The sequence below is a fragment of the Pseudomonas sp. FP2294 genome, from assembly GCF_030687625.1.
Classification (GTDB): domain Bacteria; phylum Pseudomonadota; class Gammaproteobacteria; order Pseudomonadales; family Pseudomonadaceae; genus Aquipseudomonas; species Aquipseudomonas shahriarae.
The window spans coordinates 3275681-3297087 of sequence record NZ_CP117441.1; the positions used below are offsets into that span (position 1 = coordinate 3275681).

Sequence of the window (21407 nt, forward strand, 5' to 3'; positions counted from 1 at the left end):
GTTGTGTTTGCGGGGTCACCAGGTGACTGGCGACCCGCGCACGGTTAGGGTACAAGTCCCCTTCCTTCTTCACCCGGTGCTCAAGGCTGATAATGCGACTGGATTTCCTCACGTTCGTTGGCTCTACCCTGGCCCTGCTGCTGGCGAGTACCGCCTCGTTCGCAGCCCCGCAACATGCATTGACCGTCTACGGCGAGCCAGCCAAGTACCCTGCCGGCTTCAGCCATTTTGACTATGTAAACCCCGACGCCCCCAAGGGCGGCAGCCTCAAGCGCTCGGCCCTCGAGGTCGGTCGCTTCGACCATGTGCTGCCGTATATCGACAAAGGCATCGGCGTCAGCCAGTTGGACGGCTGGGTGTATTCGCCCCTGGCCTACCGCTCACTGGATGAACCCTATACCGTCTACGGCCTGGTCGCGCAAAAGATGGAGCGCGCCGAGGACGGCCTGTACCTGCGATTTTTCCTCAACCCCAAGGCACGTTTTGCCGACGGCAAGCCGATCACCGCAGAAGATGTGCGCTACAGCTACAACCTGCTGATGACCCAGGGCAGCCTGCGCTTTCGCACACTGTTTGCCGACGTCAAGCACGTCGAGGTCGAAGGCCCGCTGCAAGTGCGCTTTGACTTCGCCAGCAATGAAAACCGCACCCTGCCCCTGGATCTCGCGACCCTGCCGGTGTTCCCCGAGCATTGGTGGAAGAGCCGCGACTTTGCCAATGGTGGCGACTATGAAGCGCCTCTGGGCAGCGGCCCGTACAAGGTCAGCAAAATCAATGCCGGCAGTACCATCACCTTCCAGCGCGATCCCGACTGGTGGGGCAAGGACTTGCCCGTCAGCCGCGGCCTGTACAACTTCGACCGCCTGAGTCTGGAGTACTTCGGCGATACCGAAGTCGCGCGCCAGGTCCTGCGCGGCGGTGCCTACGACTTCAATCGCGAGTTCTCCGCCACCGGCTATTCCATCGGCTACAACGGCCCGGCCCTGGACGATGGCCGCCTGCAACGCGCGCACCTGGCCAAACACGCCCCGCAAACAGCCCAGGGCTATGTGTTCAATGTGCAAAAACCGATGTTCCAGGACCGCCGCGTGCGCCAGGCCCTGGCCATGCTCTGGGATTTCGAGTGGGCCAACCGGCAGATGATGCGCAACCTGTATATCCGCCAGCAAAGCTACTTTTCCAACAGCCCACTGGCCGCCACTCAATTGCCCGACGCCCAGGAGCTGGCGATTCTCGAGCCCCTGCGCGGGCAGATCCCCGACGAAGTCTTTACCCAGGTGTTCAAGGCGCCGACCACCGACGGCAGCGGCATGATCCGCGACAAGCAGCTACAAGCCCTGGCCCTGCTGGAAGACGCCGGCTGGACGCCCAAGGGCGACAAACTGGTGAATGCCGCCGGCGAGCCCCTGGAGTTCACCTTCCTCAATGTGCAAAACGGCCTGGAACGCCTGCTGCTGCCCTATAAACGCAACCTGGCGCAGATCGGCATCACCCTCAACATCCGGCGCATCGACTCGTCCCAGTACGTCAACCGCCTGATGACCCGGGACTACGACATGATCGTCACCGGCTTCCCGGTCACCACCTCGCCGGGCATGGAGCTGTACAACTACTTCGGTTCGTCGTCGGCGTTCGACCCGGGCAGCAACAACTACATCGTCCTGCAAAACCCGGCGGTCGATACCCTGGTCACCGGCCTGGTACGCGCCACCACCCAGGCACAGATGCTCAGCTACGCCCATGCCCTGGACCGGGTGCTGCAATGGAATTACTACTGGATCCCCAATTACTACCCGCCCGGCACCTCGGCCGCGTGGTGGAACCGCTTCGGTCGCCCGGCCATCGAGGCCAGCAACGACGAAGCACTGGAATCGTGGTGGGAAGTCAGCCCCACGCCACTGACCAATGAGCAGATGAAAGCCGAACTGAGCAAGCCGCGAGGTGCCCACTGATGTTTGCCTATATCGTGCGGCGCCTGCTGCTGATCATCCCGACCCTGGTGATTATCCTGCTGGTGAACTTTGTGATCGTCCAGGCCGCGCCCGGCGGGCCGGTGGAGCAAGCCATCGCCCACTTGCAGGGGATTGGCGGCGGGGGCGTCGGCGGCTCGGCCGGCGACGGCGTCAGCAGTGGCTCCCGCGCCAGTCGCGGCCTTGACCCCAAGCTGATCAAAGACATCGAAAAACAATACGGCTTCGACAAGTCCGCCCCCGAACGCCTGTGGCTGATGCTCAAGAACTATGCCCAGCTGGATTTCGGCAACAGCTTCTTTCGCGGCGCCACGGTGATCGACCTGATCCTGGAAAAGTTGCCGGTGACCCTTTCCCTCGGCCTCTGGGCAACCCTGATCACCTACCTGGTGTCGATCCCCCTGGGGATCCGCAAGGCGGTGCGCCACGGCAGCAGTTTCGATGTATGGAGCAGCACCGCCATCGTCATTGGCTACGCGATGCCGGCCTTCCTGTTTGCGATGTTTTTGATCGTGGTCTTTGCCGGCGGCAGCACCTTGAACTGGTTCCCGGTGCGCGGCCTGGTGTCGGAGAACTTCGAGCAACTGAGCACCCTGGGCAAGATCGCCGATTACTTCTGGCACCTTGTGCTGCCGGTCAGCGCCCTGGTGATCGGTGGTTTCGCCACCTTGACCATCCTCACCAAAAACTCGTTCCTCAATGAAATCACGCGTCAGTACGTGGTCACGGCACGCGCCAAAGGCCTGAGCGAGCGGCGCGTGCTCTACTGCCATGTGTTTCGCAACGCCATGCTGCTGGTGATCTCCGGGATCCCCCAGGCGTTTATCAGTGTGTTCTTCGCCGGCTCGCTGCTGATCGAGGTGATCTTCTCCCTCGACGGTCTGGGCCGCATGAGCTACGAAGCGGCGGTGTCGCGGGACTATCCGGTGGTGTTTGGTTCGCTGTTTATCTTCACCCTGTTTGGCCTGCTGATAAAACTGATCGGCGACCTCTGCTACACCCTGGTGGACCCGCGTATCGACTTCGCCGCGAGGAACGCCTGATGCTCAATCTGTCTCCCGTGGCCCGTCGCCGCTTCGAACGTTTCAAGCAAAACCGCCGGGGCTGGTGGTCGCTGTGGCTGTTTATCGGCCTGTTTATCCTGACCCTGGGCGGCGAGTTGATCGCCAACGACAAACCCCTGGTGCTCAGCTATCAGGACCAGTTGTATTTCCCGGTGTTCAAGCGCTACACCGAGCAGCAGTTCGGCGGGCAACTGCCATTCCAGGCCGACTACCGCAGTGACTACGTGCAGCAACTGATCAAGCAAGACGGCGGCTGGATGCTGTTCCCGCCGATCCCCTTCAGCGACGACACGCCCAACTACGAGCTGACCCGCCCAGCCCCCAGCCCGCCGTCCACGGTGAACTGGCTGGGCACCGACGACCAGTCCCGCGATGTGCTGGCGCGGGTGATCTTCGGCGCGCGGGTGTCGATCCTGTTCGCCCTCGGCCTGACCCTGATCAGCGCCGTCATCGGCATTGCCGCCGGCGCCTTGCAGGGCTATTACGGCGGCTGGGTCGACCTGCTCGGCCAGCGCATTCTTGAAGTGTGGTCGGGGCTGCCGGTCCTGTACCTGCTGATCATCCTCTCGGGGTTTGTCGAGCCGAACTTCTGGTGGCTGCTGGGGATCATGGCGCTGTTTTCCTGGCTGGCCCTGGTGGATGTGGTGCGTGCCGAGTTCCTGCGCGGGCGCAACCTGGAGTACGTGAAAGCCGCACGCGCCCTGGGCCTGGGCGACGGCAAGATCATTCGCCGGCACATCCTGCCGAACGCGATGACCGCCACCCTGAGCTACCTGCCTTTTATCCTGACCGGGGCGATTTCCACCCTCAGCGCCCTGGACTTTCTCGGCTTCGGCATGCCGGCGGGCAGCGCGTCCCTCGGTGAGTTGATCGCCCAGGGCAAGCAGAACCTGCAAGCACCGTGGCTCGGGCTCACGGCCTTTTTCACCCTGGCGCTGATTCTGTCACTGCTGGTATTTATCGGCGAGGCGCTGCGTGACGCCTTCGACCCACGATCATGAAGGGCGATGCATCCATGACTGACAACCTGATCGAGATCCGCGACCTGTGCGTCGCCTTCAGCGGCCAGACCGTGGTGCGCAACCTGAGCCTGGATGTGCGCCCCGGCGAGTGCCTGGCACTGGTGGGCGAGTCGGGCTCGGGCAAGTCGGTGACCGCCCATTCGATCCTGCAACTGCTGCCTCAGGCCGGCACCGTTACCACAGGGTCGGTGCGCTATCGCGGCCAGGAGCTGATCGGCGCCGAGGCCGGCACCCTGCAAAAGCTGCGCGGCAACCGCATCGCGATGATCTTCCAGGAGCCGATGACCTCCCTCAACCCCTTGCATAGCATCGAAAAGCAGATCGGCGAAACCCTGCTGCTGCACAAGGGCCTGGGCGGCAAGGCGGCGCAGGCACGCATCCTCGAACTGCTGGACCTGGTGGGCATCCGCAACCCCCAGGAACGCCTCAAGTCCTACCCCCACCAGTTATCGGGTGGCCAGCGCCAGCGGGTGATGATTGCCATGGCCCTGGCCTGCGAACCGGAACTGCTGATCGCCGATGAGCCGACCACCGCCCTGGATGTGACGGTGCAACGCAAGATTCTGCTGCTGCTCAAATCCTTGCAGCAACGCCTGGGCATGTCGCTGCTGCTGATCAGCCACGACCTCAACCTGGTGCGCAGCATTGCCCAGCGCGTGTGCGTGATGCAGGCCGGGGAAATTGTCGAGCAGGCCGACTGCCAAACCCTGTTCAATGCCCCGCAACATCCCTACAGCCGCCTGCTGCTGGATGCCGAACCGGTCGGTACCGCGCTGTGCCAGGATCAGCGCGAGACGGTGTTGCAGGTCGCCGGCCTGAGTGTGCGCTTCCCCATCGGTGGCGGGCTGTTCCGGCGCAAGCAGTACCTGCAGGCGGTGGACGGCATCAGCCTGGACCTACAACGGGGCAAGACCCTGGGGATCGTCGGCGAGTCCGGCTCCGGCAAGTCCACCCTGGGCCAGGCGATCCTGCGTCTGCTCGACTCCAGCGGCAGCATCCGCTTCCAGGGCGAGGCCCTCGACAGCCTCAGCCAGAAACAGATGCGCCCGTGGCGCAAGCAGATGCAGGTGGTATTCCAGGACCCCTACGGCAGCCTCAGCCCGCGCATGTCGGTGCAGCAGATCATCAGCGAAGGCCTGGAAGTACACGCGCCATGCAGCCCACAGGAGCGTGACGCCCAGGTGATCAAAGTGCTGCAGGATGTGGGGCTCGACCCGGCCAGCCGTCACCGCTACCCCCACGAATTTTCCGGCGGCCAGCGCCAACGCATCGCCATCGCCCGCGCCCTGGTGCTGCGCCCGGCCTTGATGCTGCTGGACGAGCCGACTTCGGCCCTGGACCGCACCGTGCAAAAACAAGTGGTGGCGCTGCTGCGTGAACTGCAGGAAAAATACGCACTGACCTACCTGTTTATCAGCCATGACCTGGCCGTGGTACGGGCCATGGCCCACGATATGATCGTGATCAAGGATGGCCAGGTGGTTGAGCGCGGGCCATGCGCTGACGTCTTTGCCGCGCCACAGCACCCCTACACTCAAGAGCTGCTTGCTGCCGCGCACGCTCCCCTGTAGGAGCCGGCTCCTACCATTGAACTCATCCTTTATTTTTGGCGCCCCGACCATGAACACCACCGAAAGCCTCAAGGACTACCCGCACGTTCGCGGCCTGGCGATCCAGTCCCTGTTCGAGATCATCGAGCAGTCCAGCGAAGGCACGGTGATTGTCGACCGCGACGCCAACATCGTGTGGATGAACGAGCGCTACGCCAAGCGCTTCGGCCTGAAAAGCGCCGACCAGGCCATCGGCCAACCTTGCGAGCAGGTGATCTCCAACAGCCTGTTACGCCAGGTGGTGCGCAGTGACCAGCCGATCCTCCTGGATATCCAGGACACGCCCAAAGGCCCGTTGGTGGTGATGCGCCTGCCGATCCACGACGATGCCGGCAAGGTCATCGGCGCCATCGGCTTTGCCCTGTTCGATGAGTTGCGCAACCTCTCGCCGATGATCGAGCGCTACCTGAGCATGCAACAGGAACTGGCTTCGACCCGTTCGCTGCTGCGCTCACGCCAGAGCAAGTACAACTTCGCGCACTTTATCGGCACCAGCGCTGCCAGCCTCGAGGTCAAGCGCCGGGCGCGGCGCAGCGCGAGTGCCGAGTCGCCGGTGTTGCTGCTGGGCGAGACCGGCACCGGCAAGGAGCTGCTGGCCCAGGCCATCCATGGTGCGTCACCCCGAGCCAACAAAGCGTTTGTCAGCATCAACAGCGCCGCCATCCCCCATGACCTTCTGGAAGCCGAGTTCTTCGGCACCGCGCCCGGCGCCTTCACCGGCGCCGACCGCAAGGGCCGCCCCGGCAAATTGCAAATCGCCCAGGGCGGGACGTTGTTCCTCGATGAAATCGGCGACATGCCATTGCCCCTGCAAAGCAAACTGCTGCGGGTGCTGCAGGAGAAAGAATTTGAGCCGGTGGGCTCCAACGAGATGATCCACAGCGACGTGCGGGTGATTGCCGCGACCTCCACCGACCTGGAAGCGGCGATCAAGCGTGGCGAGTTTCGCGCCGACTTGTATTACCGCCTCAACGTGTTGCCGATCCAGGTCCCGCCCCTGCGCGAACGCCTGGACGATATCCCGGCGTTGAGTGAAGCAATCCTCGAAGAACTGCGCAGCCAGCATGAACTGGACCGCGAAGCCCTGGCACTGCTGGCCCAGCATGCCTGGCCAGGGAATATCCGCGAGCTGCGCAACGTACTGGAGCGCGCCGCGTTGCTCAGTGATGACCTGGTGTTGGATGCGCAGGAGATTCGTGCGGCGATCGGCACCTTCAGCCCGGTGGAGCGTAGCGCTGTGGCGCCCGTAGAGGTCGAAACCTTCAGCGTGGCGCGGGAGCGGTTTGACCGGCAGTTGATTGGTGCAGCGTTGCGCCAATGCGGGGGCAATGTGATCGAGGCCGCCAAGCAATTGGGGCTCGGGCGTTCGACGCTGTACAAGAAGATGGTGGCGCTGGGCATCGAGCAATCTCAATAAAGAGACATAAATCTCACAACAAAGACACCTCCATGTGGGAGCGGGCTTGCCCGCGAATGCGGTCTATCAGCAACAAAATCATTGCCTGACACAGCGCCTTCGCGAGCAAGCCCGCTCCCACATTGGAATTTCATCTGTCTTGAAATAGAGACTCAGTATGAAAGCCATCGCACAGTAATTATAAATATCCATATATATCAATAAGTTACAAACTTGGCACGCTTCCCGCTATAGCCCCTTCCTACAGCTACACCCCACAACAATAACAATCCGATGGAGACACACCATGAGTGTGATCATTGCCCTGGCGGCGCTCGCGCTGCTGATGCTGGCTGCCTACCGTGGCTATAGCGTCATCCTGTTTGCCCCTATCGCCGCCCTCGGCGCGGTGTTGCTCACTGACCCTTCCGCCGTCGCCCCAGCCTTTACCGGGGTGTTCATGGAAAAAATGGTCGGCTTTATCAAACTGTATTTCCCGGTGTTCCTGCTCGGCGCGGTGTTCGGCAAGCTGATCGAGCTGTCGGGCTTTTCGCGCTCGATTGTCGCGGCCGCCATCCGCTTGCTCGGCACCCGCCAGGCGATGCTGGTGATCGTGCTGGTGTGTGCCTTGCTGACCTACGGCGGCGTGTCGCTGTTTGTGGTGGTGTTTGCGGTGTACCCGTTCGCCGCCGAGATGTTCCGCCAGAGCAATATCCCCAAGCGCCTGATCCCGGCGACCATTGCCCTGGGCGCGTTCTCGTTCACCATGGACGCCCTGCCCGGCACGCCGCAGATTCAGAACATCATCCCCAGCACCTTTTTCAACACCACCGCCTGGGCTGCGCCCTGGCTGGGCGTGATCGGCACGATCTTTGTGTTCTGCGCCGGCATGCTGTACCTGGCGCGCCAGCGCAACAAGGCCCAGCGTGCCGGTGAAGGCTATGGCACCGACTTGCGCAACGAGCCGGAAACCGCCGAAGACCTGAGCCTGCCCAACCCGTGGATCGCCCTGTCGCCGCTGATTCTGGTGGGGGTGATGAACCTGCTGTTCACCCACTGGATCCCGCAGTGGTACGGCAAGACCCACAGCCTCGCCCTGCCGGGCATGAGCGCACCGGTGACCACCGAAATCGCCAAGCTCACCGCGATCTGGGCGGTGCAGGCGGCCTTGCTGGTGGGGATCATCATGGTCCTGGTGTTCGGCTTCCAGGCGATCAAGAGCAAGCTGGCCGAAGGCAGTAAAAGCGCAGTCAGCGGCGCGCTGCTGGCGGCGATGAACACCGCTTCGGAATACGGCTTCGGCGCGGTCATCGCCTCGTTGCCAGGCTTCCTGGTGCTGGCGGACTGGCTCAAGGGCATCCCCAACCCGCTGGTCAATGAAGCGATTACCGTGACCCTGCTGGCCGGCATCACCGGCTCGGCGTCCGGCGGCATGAGCATCGCCCTGGCGGCCATGTCCGAGAGCTTTATTTCCGCGGCCCATGCCGCCAATATCCCCCTGGAAGTGCTGCACCGGGTCGCGGCCATGGCCAGCGGCGGCATGGACACCCTGCCGCACAACGGCGCGGTCATCACCCTGTTGGCGGTCACCGGGCTGACCCACCGCGAAGCCTACAAGGATATTTTCGGCATCACGATCATCAAGACCCTCGCGGTGTTCGTGGTGATCGGTACTTTCTACGCCACCGGCATTGTGTGAGGTTTTCATGACGACATTGAACGGCAAGACCGCCCTGGTCACCGGCTCCACCAGCGGCATCGGCCTGGGGATTGCCCTGAGCCTGGCCAAGGCCGGCGCCAATCTGATCCTCAATGGGTTCGGCGATGCCAGCGCGGTGATCGCCCAGGTGCAAGCCTTCGGCGGAAAAGTCGGCCATCACCCGGCGGATGTCAGCGACCCGGCGCAAATCGCCGAGATGGTCGCCTACGCCGAGCGCGAGTTCGGCGGCATCGACATCCTGGTGAACAACGCGGGCATTCAGCATGTGGCGGCAGTGGAAGACTTCCCGGTGGAGCGCTGGGACTCGATCATCGCGATCAACCTGTCGTCGGTGTTCCACAGCACGCGCCTGAGCCTGCCGGGCATGAAGGCCAAGGGCTGGGGGCGGATCGTCAATATCGCCTCGGTACACGGCCAGGTCGGCTCGGTCGGCAAGGCCGCGTACGTCGCGGCCAAGCACGGGGTGATCGGCCTGACCAAAGTGGTCGGCCTGGAAACCGCCACCAGCAATGTGACCTGCAATGCCATCTGCCCCGGCTGGGTCCTGACCCCGCTGGTGCAAAAGCAGATCGACGATCGCATTGCTACAGGCGTAGACCCGCAACAGGCCCAGCATGATCTGCTGGCCGAGAAGCAGCCCTCCCTGGAGTTCGTCACCCCACCGCAACTGGGTGAACTGGTACTGTTCCTGTGCAGTGAAGCCGGCAGCCAGGTGCGTGGCGCGGCGTGGAACATTGATGGTGGGTGGTTGGCCCAGTAACCCAAACATCGCAAATCCCCTGTAGGCGCAGGCAAGCCTGCGCCCACAGTTTGGATGTGTGGTGCCTGGCAGATTTCATACAAGAACAAGAGAGTGCGCCATGTCCGATATCCTCTGGCAACCCAGCCCGGAACGCATCCACACCACCCGGATGGACCAGTTCCGGCGCTTTATCAATGATCGCCACGCCTTGCAGATCAACGATTACCCCACCCTGCACCAATGGAGCATCGACCAGCGCCCGGATTTCTGGGCGGCGATTGTCGAGTTCTTCGACGTGCAGTTTCGTACGCCACCCAGCACCGTGCTGGTGGAAGGCACGCCGATGCCCAGCGCCCAGTGGTTTCCCGGCGCCACCCTGAACTTTGCCGAGCACCTGCTGCGCCGCCGCGATGACCACCCCGCCGTGGTCGCTATCGGCGAAGACGGCCAGCGCGAACAACTGAGCTATGCCGAACTGGCCCGCCACGTCGCCGGCCTGCAACGCAGCCTGCAAGCGGCGGGCGTGGGCCTGGGTGATCGGGTGGCGGCGTGCATGCCCAATACCTGGCAAACCCTGGTGGGCATGCTTGCCACTACCAGCCTCGGGGCGATCTGGTCGTGTTCCTCGCCGGACTTCGGCACCCAAGGGGTGATCGACCGCTTCGGCCAGATCGAGCCCAAGGTGCTGATCACCTGCGCCGGTTATCGCTATGCCGGCAAGCTGATCGACCAGAGCGCCAAGCTCAATGAAATCCTCGACCGCCTGCCGTCCCTGCAACACCTGATCATCGTGCCCTACGCCCGACCCGAGGCGCGCGTCGAGGATTACCCGACCCAGGCCAACGTCGCCCTGTGGGATGACTTCTACCGCCCCGGCGGCGAACCGCAGTTTGTCGCCGTACCCTTCGACCATCCGTTGTACATCCTCTACTCCAGCGGCACCACCGGCGTGCCCAAATGCATCATCCACGGTACCGGCGGCGTGCTGCTGACTCACCTCAAGGAACATGGCCTGCACGCCGACCTGTCACGCGACGACTGCCTGTTTTACTACACCACCTGCGGCTGGATGATGTGGAACTGGCTGGTCTCGGTCCTGGCCATCGGCGCCACGGTAGTGCTGTACGACGGCTCACCGTTTCATCCGGGGCCGGAGCGTCTGATTGACCTGATCGACCAGGAGCGCATCAGCGTGTTCGGCACCAGCCCGAAATTCCTCGCCACCCTGGAAAAGGCCGGCCTGCAACCGCGTCGTAGCCATGACCTGGGTAGCCTCAAGGGCCTGATCTCGACCGGCTCGCCACTGTCGCCCCAGAGCTACGACTACGTGTACCGCGACATCAAACAGGAGCTGTGCCTGTCGTCGATGTCGGGCGGGACCGATATCGTCTCCTGCTTTGTCATCGGCAACCCGGTGCTGCCGGTACGGCGCGGCGAAATGCAGTGCAAGAGCCTGGCGATGGCCATCGAAGTGTGGGACGACCAGGGCCAGGCGCTGGTCGGTGAAAAAGGCGAACTGGTGTGCACCCGGCACTTCCCGGCCATGCCCATTGGCCTGTGGAATGACCCACAGGGGGAAAAACTGCGCGCCTCGTATTTCAGCCAGTTCCCCGGCGTCTGGGCCCAGGGCGACTATGCCGAGCAACGCGCCAATGGCAGCCTGCTGATCCATGGCCGTTCGGATGCGGTGCTCAACCCCGGTGGCGTGCGCATCGGTACGGCGGAAATCTACCGCCAGGTGGAAAAAGTCCCCCAGGTCCTGGAAAGCCTGGCCATCGGCCAACGCTGGCAGGACGATGTGCGCGTGGTGCTGTTTGTGCGCCTCAATGACGGCGAACACCTGGACGCCGCGCTTGAGCAGCAGATCCGCGAGGTGATCCGCGCCAACACCACGCCGCGCCATGTGCCGGCGAAGATCCTGAGTGTCAGCGACATCCCGCGCACCATCAGCGGCAAGATCGTCGAGTTGGCGGTAAGGAATGTCGTGCATGGCGAACCGGTGAAAAACACCGATGCCCTGGCCAACCCCGAAGCCCTGGAGCAGTTTCGCGACCGCCCTGAGCTGGCATAAAGGATGAAAGGTTTCAGCGCCCACACACTCATTTGAAGATAAACCCCTCAAGCATGCTATTTTTCGAGGGGTAGGCAGCCGTTTCCGCAGCACGGGATAATCGGCCTCTGTCATTCTTCAAGCGTTACGCGCGGGACACTTACACATGAACGGATCACCCACCGGCAGCCAGGCCGCGGCCCTGATCGCACGGCTGGACTGGGCCACAAGCCCCCTCGGTGATGCCAGCCATTGGCCACAAAGCCTGCGCACGGCAGTCGATATCGTCATCCACTCACCGATGCCGATGCTGTTGCTGTGGGGCGACGAACTCACGCAGATCTACAACGATGGCTTCGCCCTGCTGGCCGGCAACAAGCACCCCCAGGCCTTCGGCCAGCCGACCCACCAGGTCTGGCCGGAGATGCAACACTTCACCGCCCCGATCTACAGCGCCGTACTGTCCGGCCAGGTGCGCACCTTCAGCGAGCAGCGTTTTATCCTGCAGCGCAATCACCGTGATACGGAAATCTGGCTGGACCTGACCTACAGCCCGATCCGCGACGAACGCGGCCAGGTCGCCGGGGTCCTGGTGACGGCGATTGAAACCAACGAGCGCCGGCAACTCGCCCAGGAGCTGCAACAACGCTCCGAGGCCAGCCTCAAGGCCCAGCACGATACCGAGCAACGCTTGCAACTGGCCCTGGCCGCCACCGATGCAGTGGGCACCTGGGACTGGGATATCAGCGAAGACCGCTTTATCGCCGACAGCCATTTTGCCCAGCTGCATGGGGTTGATCCGGCTAAATCCCGGCAGTTGCCCATCAGTGACTACCTGCAAGGCGTGCACCCGGAAGACCGTGGCATGGTGGCCCGCAGCATCAAGCATTGCATCAGCCATGGCTCCGAGTACGCCGAGGAATATCGCCTGCTCCAGGCCGACGGCCAGGTGCGCTGGGTGTTTGCCCGTGGCCGCTGCTACAAGGATCACCACGGCCGGCCGACGCGCTTTCTCGGGGCGGCCCTGGACCTGACCGAACGCAAGCACACCGAGCAAGCCCTGCGCCAGAGCCAGACCGAGCTGCAGTTGATCATCAACGCGATGCCGGTGCTGATCGGTTATGTCGATCACGAAGAGCGCTTTCGCCTGAACAACAGCGCCTACCTCGACTGGTATGGCCTGACCCCGCAAGAGCTGTATGGCAAGACCATCCGCGAAGTGATCGGCGCCGAGATCTATGCCGGGCGCGCCGATAAGATCGCCGCCGCACTCAAGGGCAAGGCCTGCAGCTTCATTACCGTCACCCCCCATCGCGATGGCCGGCCCCGGCATGCGCTGATGAAGTACCTGCCACGCTTCAGCGCCGATGGCTCGGTCAATGGTTTCTACATCTTTGTGATTGATGAGACCGAACGCAAACTCACCGAGGAAGCCCTGCGCCACCTCAACGACAACCTCGAAGAACGCGTGGCCCAGCGTACCCAGGCCCTGGCCGAAGCCAACCAGCGCCTGCAAAACGAGATGTTCGAGCGCGAACGTGCCGAAGACGCGCTGCGCCATGCGCAAAAAATGGAAGCGGTCGGCCAGCTTACCGGTGGGATCGCCCATGACTTCAACAATATGCTCACCGGGATCATCGGCAGCCTGGACCTGATGCAGCGCTACATCGCCGCCGGCCGTAGCGATGAGATCGGCCACTTCACCGACGCCGCCGTGTCCTCGGCCCATCGCGCCGCCGCCCTGACCCATCGCCTGCTGGCCTTCTCCCGGCGCCAGTCCCTGGACCGCCGGCCCCTGGACCCGAACCAGTTGGTCGCGTCCCTGGAAGACCTGTTCCGCCGTACCAAAGGCGCCCATATCGAACTGAAGGTGCAGCTGGGCAGCGATATCTGGCCGGTAAACACCGACGCCAGCCAACTGGAAAACGCCCTGCTCAACCTGGTGATCAACGCCCGCGATGCCATGCCTGATGGTGGGCTACTGAGCATCGAGACCGCCAACAGCTACCTCGACGGCACCGACATCACCACCCTGGAGCCGGTCAAGGCCGGCGACTACGTGATGCTCGGCGTGTGCGACAACGGCGCCGGCATGACCCCGAAAATCCTGGCCAAGGCCTTCGACCCGTTCTTTACCACCAAGCCCATCGGCCAGGGCACCGGCCTGGGGTTGTCGATGATCTATGGTTTTGCCCAGCAATCGGGCGGCCACGTCACGATCCACAGTGAACCGGGCCGGGGCACCTGCGTGCGCCTGTACCTGCCGCGCCTGCATGGCACCGCCCTGGAAAAAGTCCCGCCGCAGGTCCCCGTGGAAGCCCCCCTGGCGCTGGACGGCGAAGCCGTGGTGGTGGTCGAGGACGATGCGGCGGTGCGCATGCTGGTGGTCAACCTGCTGGATGAATTGGGCTACACCGCCCACCAGGCGGCCGACGCACGCGCAGCCCTGCCACTGCTGGAGTCTGACCTGCGGGTGGACTTGCTGGTGACCGATGTCGGCCTGCCCGGCATGAACGGCCGACAACTGGCGGAAATCGCTCGCCAGCACCGCCCGACACTCAAGGTGCTGTTCATGACCGGCTACGCCGAGACCGCCGCCGAGCGCCAGGGTTTTCTGGAGGACGGCATGGACATGGTGGCCAAGCCGTTTTCCATTGACCAGTTGGCCACGAAAATCCGCAGCATGATCGGCGTCAAAGGCCAAGTTGATGCATAATCCCGCGCCTTCAAGCCCGACCGTTGCAAGGTAACTGCCCGATGAAAGCCCAAGCCCGCCATATCCTGGTCAAGACCAGCGAAGAAGCCGAACAACTCAAGCAGCGTATTGCCAAGGGCGAAGCCTTTGATGTGCTGGCCAAGAAGTTCTCCACCTGCCCGTCCGGCAAGCGCGGCGGCGATCTGGGTGAAGTGCGGCCGGGGCAGATGGTCGGGGTGATTGATGCGGTGATTTTCAAGAAACCGCTGCGGGTGGTGCATGGGCCGATCAAGAGCAAGTTTGGGTATCACCTGGTGCAGGTGTTCTACCGCGACTAGAGCACCCTGATCGTTCCCACGCTCCGCGTGGGAACGATCAGTCCCTGGGAATCAGCGCACCCGGAATCTGGATCACCCGGCTGGCCAACCGATGCCCCGCCAAGGCCGCCTCTTGCGGCGAACCACCCCTGAGCCGGCTGGCCAGATACGCCGCACTGAACGAATCCCCCGCTGCCGTGGTGTCCACCACCTTTTCGACTACCTGCGCCGGCACCGCAAAACGCTCGCCGCCCTGGCGAATCAGGCAGTCATCCGCGCCGCGCTTGAGCACCACTTCCTCGATCCCTGGATAAGCGGCGAACACCTGCTCACTGTCGGCATAGCCAAACAGGGCACGCTCGTCGTCTTCGGTGAGCAAGGCCATATCCACCTGCGCCAACACCTGCTGATAGGCCTCACGAGCGGCTTCGACACTGGCCCACAGACGCGGCCGGTAGTTGTTGTCGAACACCACCCGGGCGCCACGCTGGCGGGCTTCCAGCAACGCGGCCAACAGGCGCACGCGCCCCACTTCGCCCAATACAGCCAGGGTGATACCGCTGAAATACAGCACGTCATAACACGGCAAGGCCGCCAGGACCGGCTCGGCCCCTAGCGTGGTGAAGCAATCGCGCACCGCCGCTTCGTTGCGCCAATAGAGGAATTTGCGCTCGCCGTGGGCATCGGTCTGGATGCAGTACAAACCCGGCAGGCGCCCCGGCAAGCGCTGGACCCGGTCCAGGCCAAGGCCTTCGGCGGCCCATTGCTGGCACATGGCATCGCTGAAACTGTCATCGCCCAGGGCGGTGACGTAATCCACCGTGCTGCTGGCCCCCAGCTCGCGGCGCAGGTAGACGGCGGTGTTCAGGGTGTCGCCACCGAAGCTCTGTTGCAGGCTGCCGTCGGCGCGGTGTTGCAGTTCGATCATGCATTCGCCGATCAGGGCGATGCGCGGGTGTGGGGTCATATTTGGATTCTCGGCTGGGTTTTGGGGCCTCATCCCAGGCCCGCCAGCTCCCACATTTGAATGTGTTCACAAATCCCAATGTGGGAGCTGGCTTGCCCGCGATGGCCGCGACGCGGTCTAGAAACAGGTGTGCAATGTCCCGATCACCTGCAACTGCTCATCCACCAAACACCCCACCTGCCACTTATCAAAGGTCAGGCACGGGTGCGAGGTGCCAAACGAGATGATGTCGCCAATACGCAGTTCAACCCCCGCCGCCACGCTCATGAAGGCATGCTGGTCCATCACCGCCGTGACCTTGCAGGCACTCACGTCATCGCCCACCGCCGGCAGCACGCCAGCCTTGTAGCGCTTGAGGGGCACCGGCAGGCCGGCGTCGTAGGCCACGTCGCGCTTGCCCAGGGCGATCACTGCAAACCCCGGCTGCGGCAACGACTGCACATGGGCCCAGACTTCCAGGGCCGGGCGCAGGCCCTCCGTGAGGTCGCTGCGCCGGTCCAGCACGCAGCATTGCGCCTCCTTGTAGATGCCGTGGTCGTGGGCCACATAGCTGCCGGGGCGCAGCACGCTGAGGAAGCGCCCTTCGGCGTTTTGCGCGGCGAAAGACTCGGCGATCAGGTCATACCAGGCCGAACCCGACGCGGTGATGATCGGCTTGCCCAGGTCAAAGGCCCCGCTGTTCTGCATATCCACCGCCAGGCGCACCAGGGACGCAGCAAACTCGCGGATTCCGCTGATGGCATGCTCGCCGTGGATCACCCCTTCATAACCTTCGATCCCGGTAAGTGCCAGGGCCGGCTGGGCCTTGATTGCCCGCGCCAGGTCCAGCACCTCTTGCTCGCTGCGGCAACCGCAGCGGCCGCCGACCACGCCGTATTCGATCATCACGTTCAGGCGCAGGCCACGGGCGGCGAAGAATGCGCCCAGGTCAGCGACGTTGTCCGGGTGATCGACCAGGCAATGGAAGTCAAACTCGGGGTCAGCCAGCAGCTCGGCGATCAGCGCCATGTTCGGCCCGCCCACCAGTTGGTTGGCCATCAATACCCGGCGCACGCCACCGGCATAGGCCGCGCGGGTCTGCACTGCGGTAGCCAGGGTGATGCCCCAGGCGCCTTGTGCCAACTGACGCTGAAACAGCGCCGGCATCATGCTGGTCTTGCCATGGGGCGCCAGTTGCGCGCCGCTGTTGCTGACAAAGTCCTGCATCCAGCGGATGTTGTGTTCCAGGGCCGCGCGGTGCAGCACCAGGGCGGGCAGGCTGACGTCGCGTACCAGGTGGGCACCGCTGGCGGCGGCGCCTTTTTCAACGGCATTGAAGGCAGACATGGGGTTACTCCGTTTCGCTATTCATTGATGCGACGGGCCAGGTTATTGGCGCTTTCGATCAGCACCCGGCGGTAGTCGTCGTAATTGTTCTTGGCGTCGGCCCGTGGGGCGACGATGCACAGGGTCGCAATGGCGACACCCTGGGCGTCACGCACCGGGGCGGCAAAGCAGTGGGTAAAGGTGTCGGCAACACTATCGAAGGAAAAGAAGCCATCGACGCTGGCCTGGCGGATCTGCCCGAGGAAGGTGTCCAGGGGTAAACGCTGGCCGTCCGGCAGGATAAAGTCGTCGTGGTCGATCAGGTCGATGATCTGCTGGTCGCTCAAATGCCCCAGCAACAGGCGCCCGGACGCAGTCCAGGGGATGGGCGCGTTTTCACCGATATCCGAAGAAATCCGGAAGTGCCGCTCGCCCTCGCGCATCAGCGCCACCGTGTACTTGCGCCCGTTGAGCAGGCACATCTGCGCCGTCTCGTGGGTTTGGCTGACGATCTCCTGCAAGGCGTGATCGGCCTCGCGGGTCAGGTCGAAATGGCGCAAGTGGGCCTGGCCGAGGAAGTACAGCTGGCGCCCCAGGTACACGTGCCCATCCTTGCCCACGGTTTCGAGAATCCGCCGCTCCAGCAGGGAGGCGACCAGTTCATAGACCGTGGACTTAGGGCTGCCGATGCCACTGGCAATATCATTGGGGCGCAGGGGCTGGCCGACTTCCTTGAGAAAATCGAGGATATCGAACGCTCGGTCCAGGCCTTTTGCGCGGCGCTTGATGGTGTCTTCGGTCATGGCGGTCTTCATCAGCGTAAGAGGTCCATGTAAGAGTCGCTTTGTGTGGGAGCGGGCTTGCTCGCGAAAGCGGCGTGCCAGCCAACAAATCTGGCACTGATACACCGCTTTCGCGAGCAAGCCAGCTCCCACCCGAATTCACTCTCACATTGAATTTTTAGTGGTCTTGAGATCGGGCATTTAGCCTTTTTTCTTGTAGGCCACGCAATCAATCTCAACCTTGCAATCGACCATCATATTCGCCTGCACACAGGCCCGCGCCGGGGCGTGTTCGGGGGTGAAGTATTCGCCGAAGACTTTGTTGAAACTCCAGAAATCCCGCGGGTCTTCCAGCCATACGCCGACCCGGACCACGTCTTCAAGCCCGTAGCCGGCCTCTTCAAGGATCGCTACCACGTTCTTCATGGTCTGGTGGGTCTGCTCGACAATCCCGCCGTTGATAATCTCGCCATCCACCGCCGGCACCTGGCCCGACACGTACAACCAGCCATCAGCCTCCACTGCACGGGCAAATGGGCGGGGTTGGCCACCGCCGGCAGTGCTGCCGGCGCCGTAACGAGTAATGCTCATAAAGTTGCTCCTTGATTAAAAACGAATATTTTTCAGAAATTCCGCCAGGCGTGGCGATTGCGGGCGCTCAAAGACCGCTTTGGGCGGGCCCTGCTCTTCAATCCGCCCCTGGTTCATAAACACGATGTTGTCCGAAACCTCGTAGGCAAAGCGCATTTCGTGGGTCACCAGCAACATGGTCATGCCCTCTTGCGCCAGGCCCTTGATCACACTGAGCACCTCGCCGACCAACTCCGGGTCCAGCGCTGAGGTCACTTCGTCGAACAGCATCAGACTGGGGTTCATTGCAATCGCCCGGGCAATCGCCACCCGCTGTTGCTGGCCGCCGGACAACTGACCGGGGAAGTGGTTGCGCCGTTCCAGCAGGCCGACGCGCTCCAGCCATTTTTCCGCGAGGGCCACCGCCTCGTCCTTGCCCATATGCTTGACCTTGAGCAGGCCCAGGGTGATGTTCTGCAACGCCGTCAGATGGGGGAACAGGTTGAATTGCTGGAACGCCATGCCAGTCATGGCGCGGTGTTGGGCAATGAGTTTTTCCGGGTGACGCACGCGCTTGCCGGCAACATCGGCATAGCCAATGGACTCGCCGTCGAGGGTGATCTGCCCGCCCTGGAACTCTTCCAGCAGGTTGACGCAGCGCAGTAGCGTGGTCTTGCCCGAGCCGCTGGAGCCGATCAAGGTCACCACGTTGCCGCGCTGCAGCGACAGGTCAACGCCCTTGAGGACTTCCACCGCACCGTATTGCTTGCGCAGGCCGCTGATGTTGAGCAATGGTTGATTCATGGCAAGGCCACCCGCTTTTCAATGTAGCGCCCGAATAACTCGATGGCGTAGTTGATGACAAAGAACAGAAAGCCGGCAAACAGGTAGAACTCCAGGGTCATAAAGGTCCGGGCGATCACTTGCTGGGTGCTCAACAGCAACTCGGCAACACCAATCACCGACAGCAGGGTCGAGGCCTTGACGATCTCGGTGGAGGAATTGACCCAGGTCGGCAAAATCTGCCGCAGTGCCTGGGGCAGCAACACATAGCCCAGGGACTGATAGAAGGTCAGGCCGATGGCCTTGCCCGCTTCCAGTTGCCCACGGGGAATGGCTTGCAACGCACCGCGCACAATCTCGGCGACATGAGAGCCGCAAAACAGCGTGAGGCCCAGGGCACCGGCCTGGAACGCACTGATCTGCCAACCCAGCGCCGGGGCCATGTAGAAGCAGGCCAGTACCAGCACAAACACCGGGGTGCCACGGATCAGGTCAACGTACAGACGAAACGGCGCGCGCATCCAGAACTTGCCGTAGGTCAGCACCAACCCGGCGACGATGCCGATCAGGGTGCCGAAGATAATCGCCAGCACCGAGCAATACACGCTGGTCTGGAACCCTGCCCACAGGGTTGCCCGGGCGATCCACAACTCATGCAGCCAATACATGGAAAACCCCTCTTATCGACGAATCGCCAGGCGCTGCTCCAGGTAACGCAGCAGCATGGCGATGAGGTAGCAGGCCGCCACGTAGAGCGCGGTCGTCACCAGCCAGGTTTCAATCACCCGGTAGCTTTCGACGTTGATCTTGCGGGCGTAATAGGTCAGTTCCGGCACGGCAATCGCCGCCGCCAGAGAGGTGTCCTTGAACAGCGAGATAAAGTTGTTCGACAGCGCCGGCAGCACGTTGCGCAGCATCACCGGCACCGTGATGTAGGCGCGGATCTGCCACTCCCCCAGGCCAATCGCCAGGCCGGCTTCGCGCAGGCCCTTGGGAATATTCAACAGGCCGGCACGGAACACTTCGGTCAAGTAGGCCCCGGCGTACAACGACAGGGTGATGATGAACGAGGGGATCTTGTCCAGGCGGATGCCCAGGCTGGGCAAGGCAAAGTAGATCAACAGGATCAGCACCAGGATCGGCGTGTTGCGCACCACCGTCACATACACCGAGGCCAGAATCCGCAGCGCACGGTGCCTGGACAGCATGGCAAAAGCCATCAAAAGGCCGATCACGCAGCCGATGGCAATCGACAGCAAGGCCAGTTGCAGGCCCAGGCCGAGGCCCGCCAGCAAGGTGTCGAAATCGCGCCAGACTGCGGCAAAATTCAGCTGATAGTTCATGGTCGGCACTACCTTGATTGGGGCGCCCGCTGCGACGCCCCGCGCTCAACAATCATTTGAATTCCACCGGAAAACCAATCGCCGGGGTCGGCAGATCAACGCCAAACCACTGCTTGAACGAGGCTGCATAGGTCGGAAACTCGACGCCGGTCATCGCCTCGTGCAGGGCGGTGTTGACGAAGTTCAGCCAGTCCTGATCGCCACGTTTGACCGCGCACGCATAGGTTTGCGGGCTCCAGGCGTAGCTCGGGCTGCGGTAGCGGCCGGGGTTCTGCACCATCAGGTACTTGACCGAGGACTGGTCGGTGGCCGCCGCGTCGGCACGCCCGGAGTTCACCGCCTGGTACATCAGGTCGACGCTGTCGTATTGATCCACCTTGGCCTTGGGCAGCGCCTGGTGCACCAGCTCTTCGGCGTAGACGTTTTGCAGCACCGCCACAGTGACGTCATCCCCCGCTGCCTGCAGGTCTTCGATTTGCTGGTATTTGCTGTTGGCCGGCAACAACAGGCCCACACCTTCGCGGTAGTACGGCAGGGTGAACGCCACCTGCTGCGCGCGGCTGGCGGTGACGGTGATGAACTGGCAGCTCATATCGACTTTGTTGGTCAACAGGTTGGGAATCCGCGCATCGGACGACTGCACCACAAACTCGACCTTGCTCGGGTCGTTGAACAGGCCTTTGGCGACGATGCGCCCGATATCAATATCAAACCCCTGCAACTTGCCATCCGCTCCCTGGAAGTGCCACGGCGCATTGGTACTGCCTGTACCGACGAGCAGATGCCCACGTTTGAGCACTTCATCGAGCTTGCTGTCCGCCTGCACTTGGCTGGCGAGGCAAGCCGATGCGGCGAAGAGAAAAACACAGGCTTTAAACACGGAAGGTCGGCGATGCATGGCAAGCACTCCAGAAGTTGTGTATTCCGCTATACCGGAATCAGGTATGTAACAACGGAATAGACAGCAGAAAGTGTGCCACAGCCAGCAGCAGAAGCCTATTGAAGCGCGCAAGTGTTTTTAAATCAGAGAGATAAGAAGGCACCGACGAATCACCGCGCCGCCAGCGCCGG

At 62.6% G+C, this 21407-nt stretch carries 18 protein-coding genes; 10 read left to right on the plus strand and 8 right to left on the minus strand.

Annotated elements, in window-relative coordinates:
• Positions 1 to 92 precede the first annotated feature (92 nt).
• The 10 genes from PSH73_RS14460 (at position 93) to PSH73_RS14505 (ending at position 14607) form a co-directional block, all read left to right on the plus strand.
• Complete coding sequence (locus PSH73_RS14460; RefSeq protein WP_305460792.1) at positions 93 to 1952, plus strand: extracellular solute-binding protein; 1860 nt, start codon at positions 93 to 95, stop codon at positions 1950 to 1952.
• Positions 1952 to 3013, plus strand: coding sequence for a microcin C ABC transporter permease YejB (locus tag PSH73_RS14465; RefSeq protein ID WP_057959256.1), 1062 nt, complete (start codon positions 1952 to 1954; stop codon positions 3011 to 3013). The genes PSH73_RS14460 and PSH73_RS14465 overlap by 1 nt, the downstream gene beginning before the upstream one ends.
• The gene (locus tag PSH73_RS14470) at positions 3013 to 4035 is read left to right on the plus strand and encodes an ABC transporter permease (RefSeq protein WP_169989979.1); all 1023 of its coding nucleotides are present in this window, start codon (positions 3013 to 3015) and stop codon (positions 4033 to 4035) included. The genes PSH73_RS14465 and PSH73_RS14470 overlap by 1 nt, the downstream gene beginning before the upstream one ends.
• Before the next feature lie 14 nt (positions 4036 to 4049).
• Positions 4050 to 5627: an ABC transporter ATP-binding protein gene (locus PSH73_RS14475; protein WP_057440859.1), complete on the plus strand. Its 1578-nt coding sequence runs from the start codon at positions 4050 to 4052 to the stop codon at positions 5625 to 5627.
• 49 nt (positions 5628 to 5676) lie between these two features.
• Complete coding sequence (locus PSH73_RS14480) at positions 5677 to 7083, plus strand: sigma-54-dependent Fis family transcriptional regulator (protein ID WP_115128434.1); 1407 nt, start codon at positions 5677 to 5679, stop codon at positions 7081 to 7083.
• Between the two features lie 286 nt (positions 7084 to 7369).
• Positions 7370 to 8761 (plus strand): GntP family permease, encoded by a 1392-nt coding sequence (locus PSH73_RS14485; RefSeq protein WP_057959253.1) that lies wholly within the window; start codon positions 7370 to 7372, stop codon positions 8759 to 8761.
• A gap of 7 nt (positions 8762 to 8768) precedes the next feature.
• On the plus strand, positions 8769 to 9542 hold the full coding sequence (locus PSH73_RS14490) for a 3-hydroxybutyrate dehydrogenase (RefSeq protein WP_273866597.1): 774 nt from the start codon (positions 8769 to 8771) through the stop codon (positions 9540 to 9542).
• A 100-nt stretch (positions 9543 to 9642) separates the two neighbouring features.
• Positions 9643 to 11595, plus strand: coding sequence for an acetoacetate--CoA ligase (locus tag PSH73_RS14495; protein ID WP_305460798.1), 1953 nt, complete (start codon positions 9643 to 9645; stop codon positions 11593 to 11595).
• 145 nt (positions 11596 to 11740) lie between these two features.
• A complete protein-coding gene (locus tag PSH73_RS14500; RefSeq protein WP_305460801.1) occupies positions 11741 to 14290 on the plus strand; it encodes a PAS domain-containing protein in 2550 nt (849 codons plus the stop codon).
• 41 nt (positions 14291 to 14331) lie between these two features.
• Complete coding sequence (locus PSH73_RS14505; protein WP_029293742.1) at positions 14332 to 14607, plus strand: peptidylprolyl isomerase; 276 nt, start codon at positions 14332 to 14334, stop codon at positions 14605 to 14607.
• 37 nt (positions 14608 to 14644) lie between these two features.
• Here the strand turns inward: PSH73_RS14505 and PSH73_RS14510 are convergent, their stop codons facing one another.
• The 8 genes from PSH73_RS14510 to PSH73_RS14545 all read right to left on the minus strand — a co-directional run bounded on the left by PSH73_RS14510 (position 14645) and on the right by PSH73_RS14545 (position 21234).
• Entirely contained in the window at positions 14645 to 15553 is a 909-nt protein-coding gene (locus PSH73_RS14510) for a sugar kinase (protein WP_198817460.1), read from the minus strand.
• Between the two features lie 117 nt (positions 15554 to 15670).
• Entirely contained in the window at positions 15671 to 16879 is a 1209-nt protein-coding gene (locus tag PSH73_RS14515) for an amino acid deaminase (RefSeq protein ID WP_282405396.1), read from the minus strand.
• A gap of 17 nt (positions 16880 to 16896) precedes the next feature.
• The gene (locus tag PSH73_RS14520) at positions 16897 to 17661 is read right to left on the minus strand and encodes an IclR family transcriptional regulator (protein ID WP_057440989.1); all 765 of its coding nucleotides are present in this window, start codon (positions 17659 to 17661) and stop codon (positions 16897 to 16899) included.
• A 180-nt stretch (positions 17662 to 17841) separates the two neighbouring features.
• Complete coding sequence (locus PSH73_RS14525; protein WP_057959246.1) at positions 17842 to 18231, minus strand: RidA family protein; 390 nt, start codon at positions 18229 to 18231, stop codon at positions 17842 to 17844.
• Positions 18232 to 18246: 15 nt separating this feature from the next.
• Positions 18247 to 19014 carry an amino acid ABC transporter ATP-binding protein gene (locus tag PSH73_RS14530; protein WP_057440847.1) on the minus strand — a complete coding sequence of 256 codons (768 nt, stop codon included), beginning with the start codon at positions 19012 to 19014 and terminating at the stop codon, positions 18247 to 18249.
• Positions 19011 to 19661, minus strand: coding sequence for an amino acid ABC transporter permease (locus tag PSH73_RS14535; RefSeq protein WP_057440845.1), 651 nt, complete (start codon positions 19659 to 19661; stop codon positions 19011 to 19013). Before PSH73_RS14535 ends, PSH73_RS14530 begins: the two co-directional genes overlap by 4 nt.
• A 12-nt stretch (positions 19662 to 19673) precedes the next feature.
• A complete protein-coding gene (locus PSH73_RS14540; RefSeq protein ID WP_057440843.1) occupies positions 19674 to 20336 on the minus strand; it encodes an amino acid ABC transporter permease in 663 nt (220 codons plus the stop codon).
• Between the two features lie 52 nt (positions 20337 to 20388).
• Positions 20389 to 21234: a transporter substrate-binding domain-containing protein gene (locus PSH73_RS14545; protein ID WP_057440842.1), complete on the minus strand. Its 846-nt coding sequence runs from the start codon at positions 21232 to 21234 to the stop codon at positions 20389 to 20391.
• Positions 21235 to 21407: the final 173 nt, after the last annotated feature.

Excerpts from the sequence above, each read along its gene's own strand:
- PSH73_RS14490 (WP_273866597.1), top strand. The coding sequence starts at position 8,769 with ATGACGACATTGAACGGCAAGACCGCCCTGGTCACCGGCTCCACCAGC.
- PSH73_RS14525 (WP_057959246.1), bottom strand. The coding sequence starts at position 18,231 with ATGAGCATTACTCGTTACGGCGCCGGCAGCACTGCCGGCGGTGGCCAA.
- PSH73_RS14515 (WP_282405396.1), bottom strand. The coding sequence starts at position 16,879 with ATGTCTGCCTTCAATGCCGTTGAAAAAGGCGCCGCCGCCAGCGGTGCC.
- PSH73_RS14460 (WP_305460792.1), top strand. The coding sequence starts at position 93 with ATGCGACTGGATTTCCTCACGTTCGTTGGCTCTACCCTGGCCCTGCTG.
- PSH73_RS14480 (WP_115128434.1), top strand. The coding sequence starts at position 5,677 with ATGAACACCACCGAAAGCCTCAAGGACTACCCGCACGTTCGCGGCCTG.
- PSH73_RS14470 (WP_169989979.1), top strand. The coding sequence starts at position 3,013 with ATGCTCAATCTGTCTCCCGTGGCCCGTCGCCGCTTCGAACGTTTCAAG.
- PSH73_RS14510 (WP_198817460.1), bottom strand. The coding sequence starts at position 15,553 with ATGACCCCACACCCGCGCATCGCCCTGATCGGCGAATGCATGATCGAA.
- PSH73_RS14475 (WP_057440859.1), top strand. The coding sequence starts at position 4,050 with ATGACTGACAACCTGATCGAGATCCGCGACCTGTGCGTCGCCTTCAGC.
- PSH73_RS14540 (WP_057440843.1), bottom strand. The coding sequence starts at position 20,336 with ATGAACTATCAGCTGAATTTTGCCGCAGTCTGGCGCGATTTCGACACC.
- PSH73_RS14545 (WP_057440842.1), bottom strand. The coding sequence starts at position 21,234 with ATGCATCGCCGACCTTCCGTGTTTAAAGCCTGTGTTTTTCTCTTCGCC.
- PSH73_RS14465 (WP_057959256.1), top strand. The coding sequence starts at position 1,952 with ATGTTTGCCTATATCGTGCGGCGCCTGCTGCTGATCATCCCGACCCTG.
- PSH73_RS14500 (WP_305460801.1), top strand. The coding sequence starts at position 11,741 with ATGAACGGATCACCCACCGGCAGCCAGGCCGCGGCCCTGATCGCACGG.
- PSH73_RS14520 (WP_057440989.1), bottom strand. The coding sequence starts at position 17,661 with ATGACCGAAGACACCATCAAGCGCCGCGCAAAAGGCCTGGACCGAGCG.
- PSH73_RS14485 (WP_057959253.1), top strand. The coding sequence starts at position 7,370 with ATGAGTGTGATCATTGCCCTGGCGGCGCTCGCGCTGCTGATGCTGGCT.
- PSH73_RS14495 (WP_305460798.1), top strand. The coding sequence starts at position 9,643 with ATGTCCGATATCCTCTGGCAACCCAGCCCGGAACGCATCCACACCACC.
- PSH73_RS14535 (WP_057440845.1), bottom strand. The coding sequence starts at position 19,661 with ATGTATTGGCTGCATGAGTTGTGGATCGCCCGGGCAACCCTGTGGGCA.
- PSH73_RS14530 (WP_057440847.1), bottom strand. The coding sequence starts at position 19,014 with ATGAATCAACCATTGCTCAACATCAGCGGCCTGCGCAAGCAATACGGT.
- PSH73_RS14505 (WP_029293742.1), top strand. The coding sequence starts at position 14,332 with ATGAAAGCCCAAGCCCGCCATATCCTGGTCAAGACCAGCGAAGAAGCC.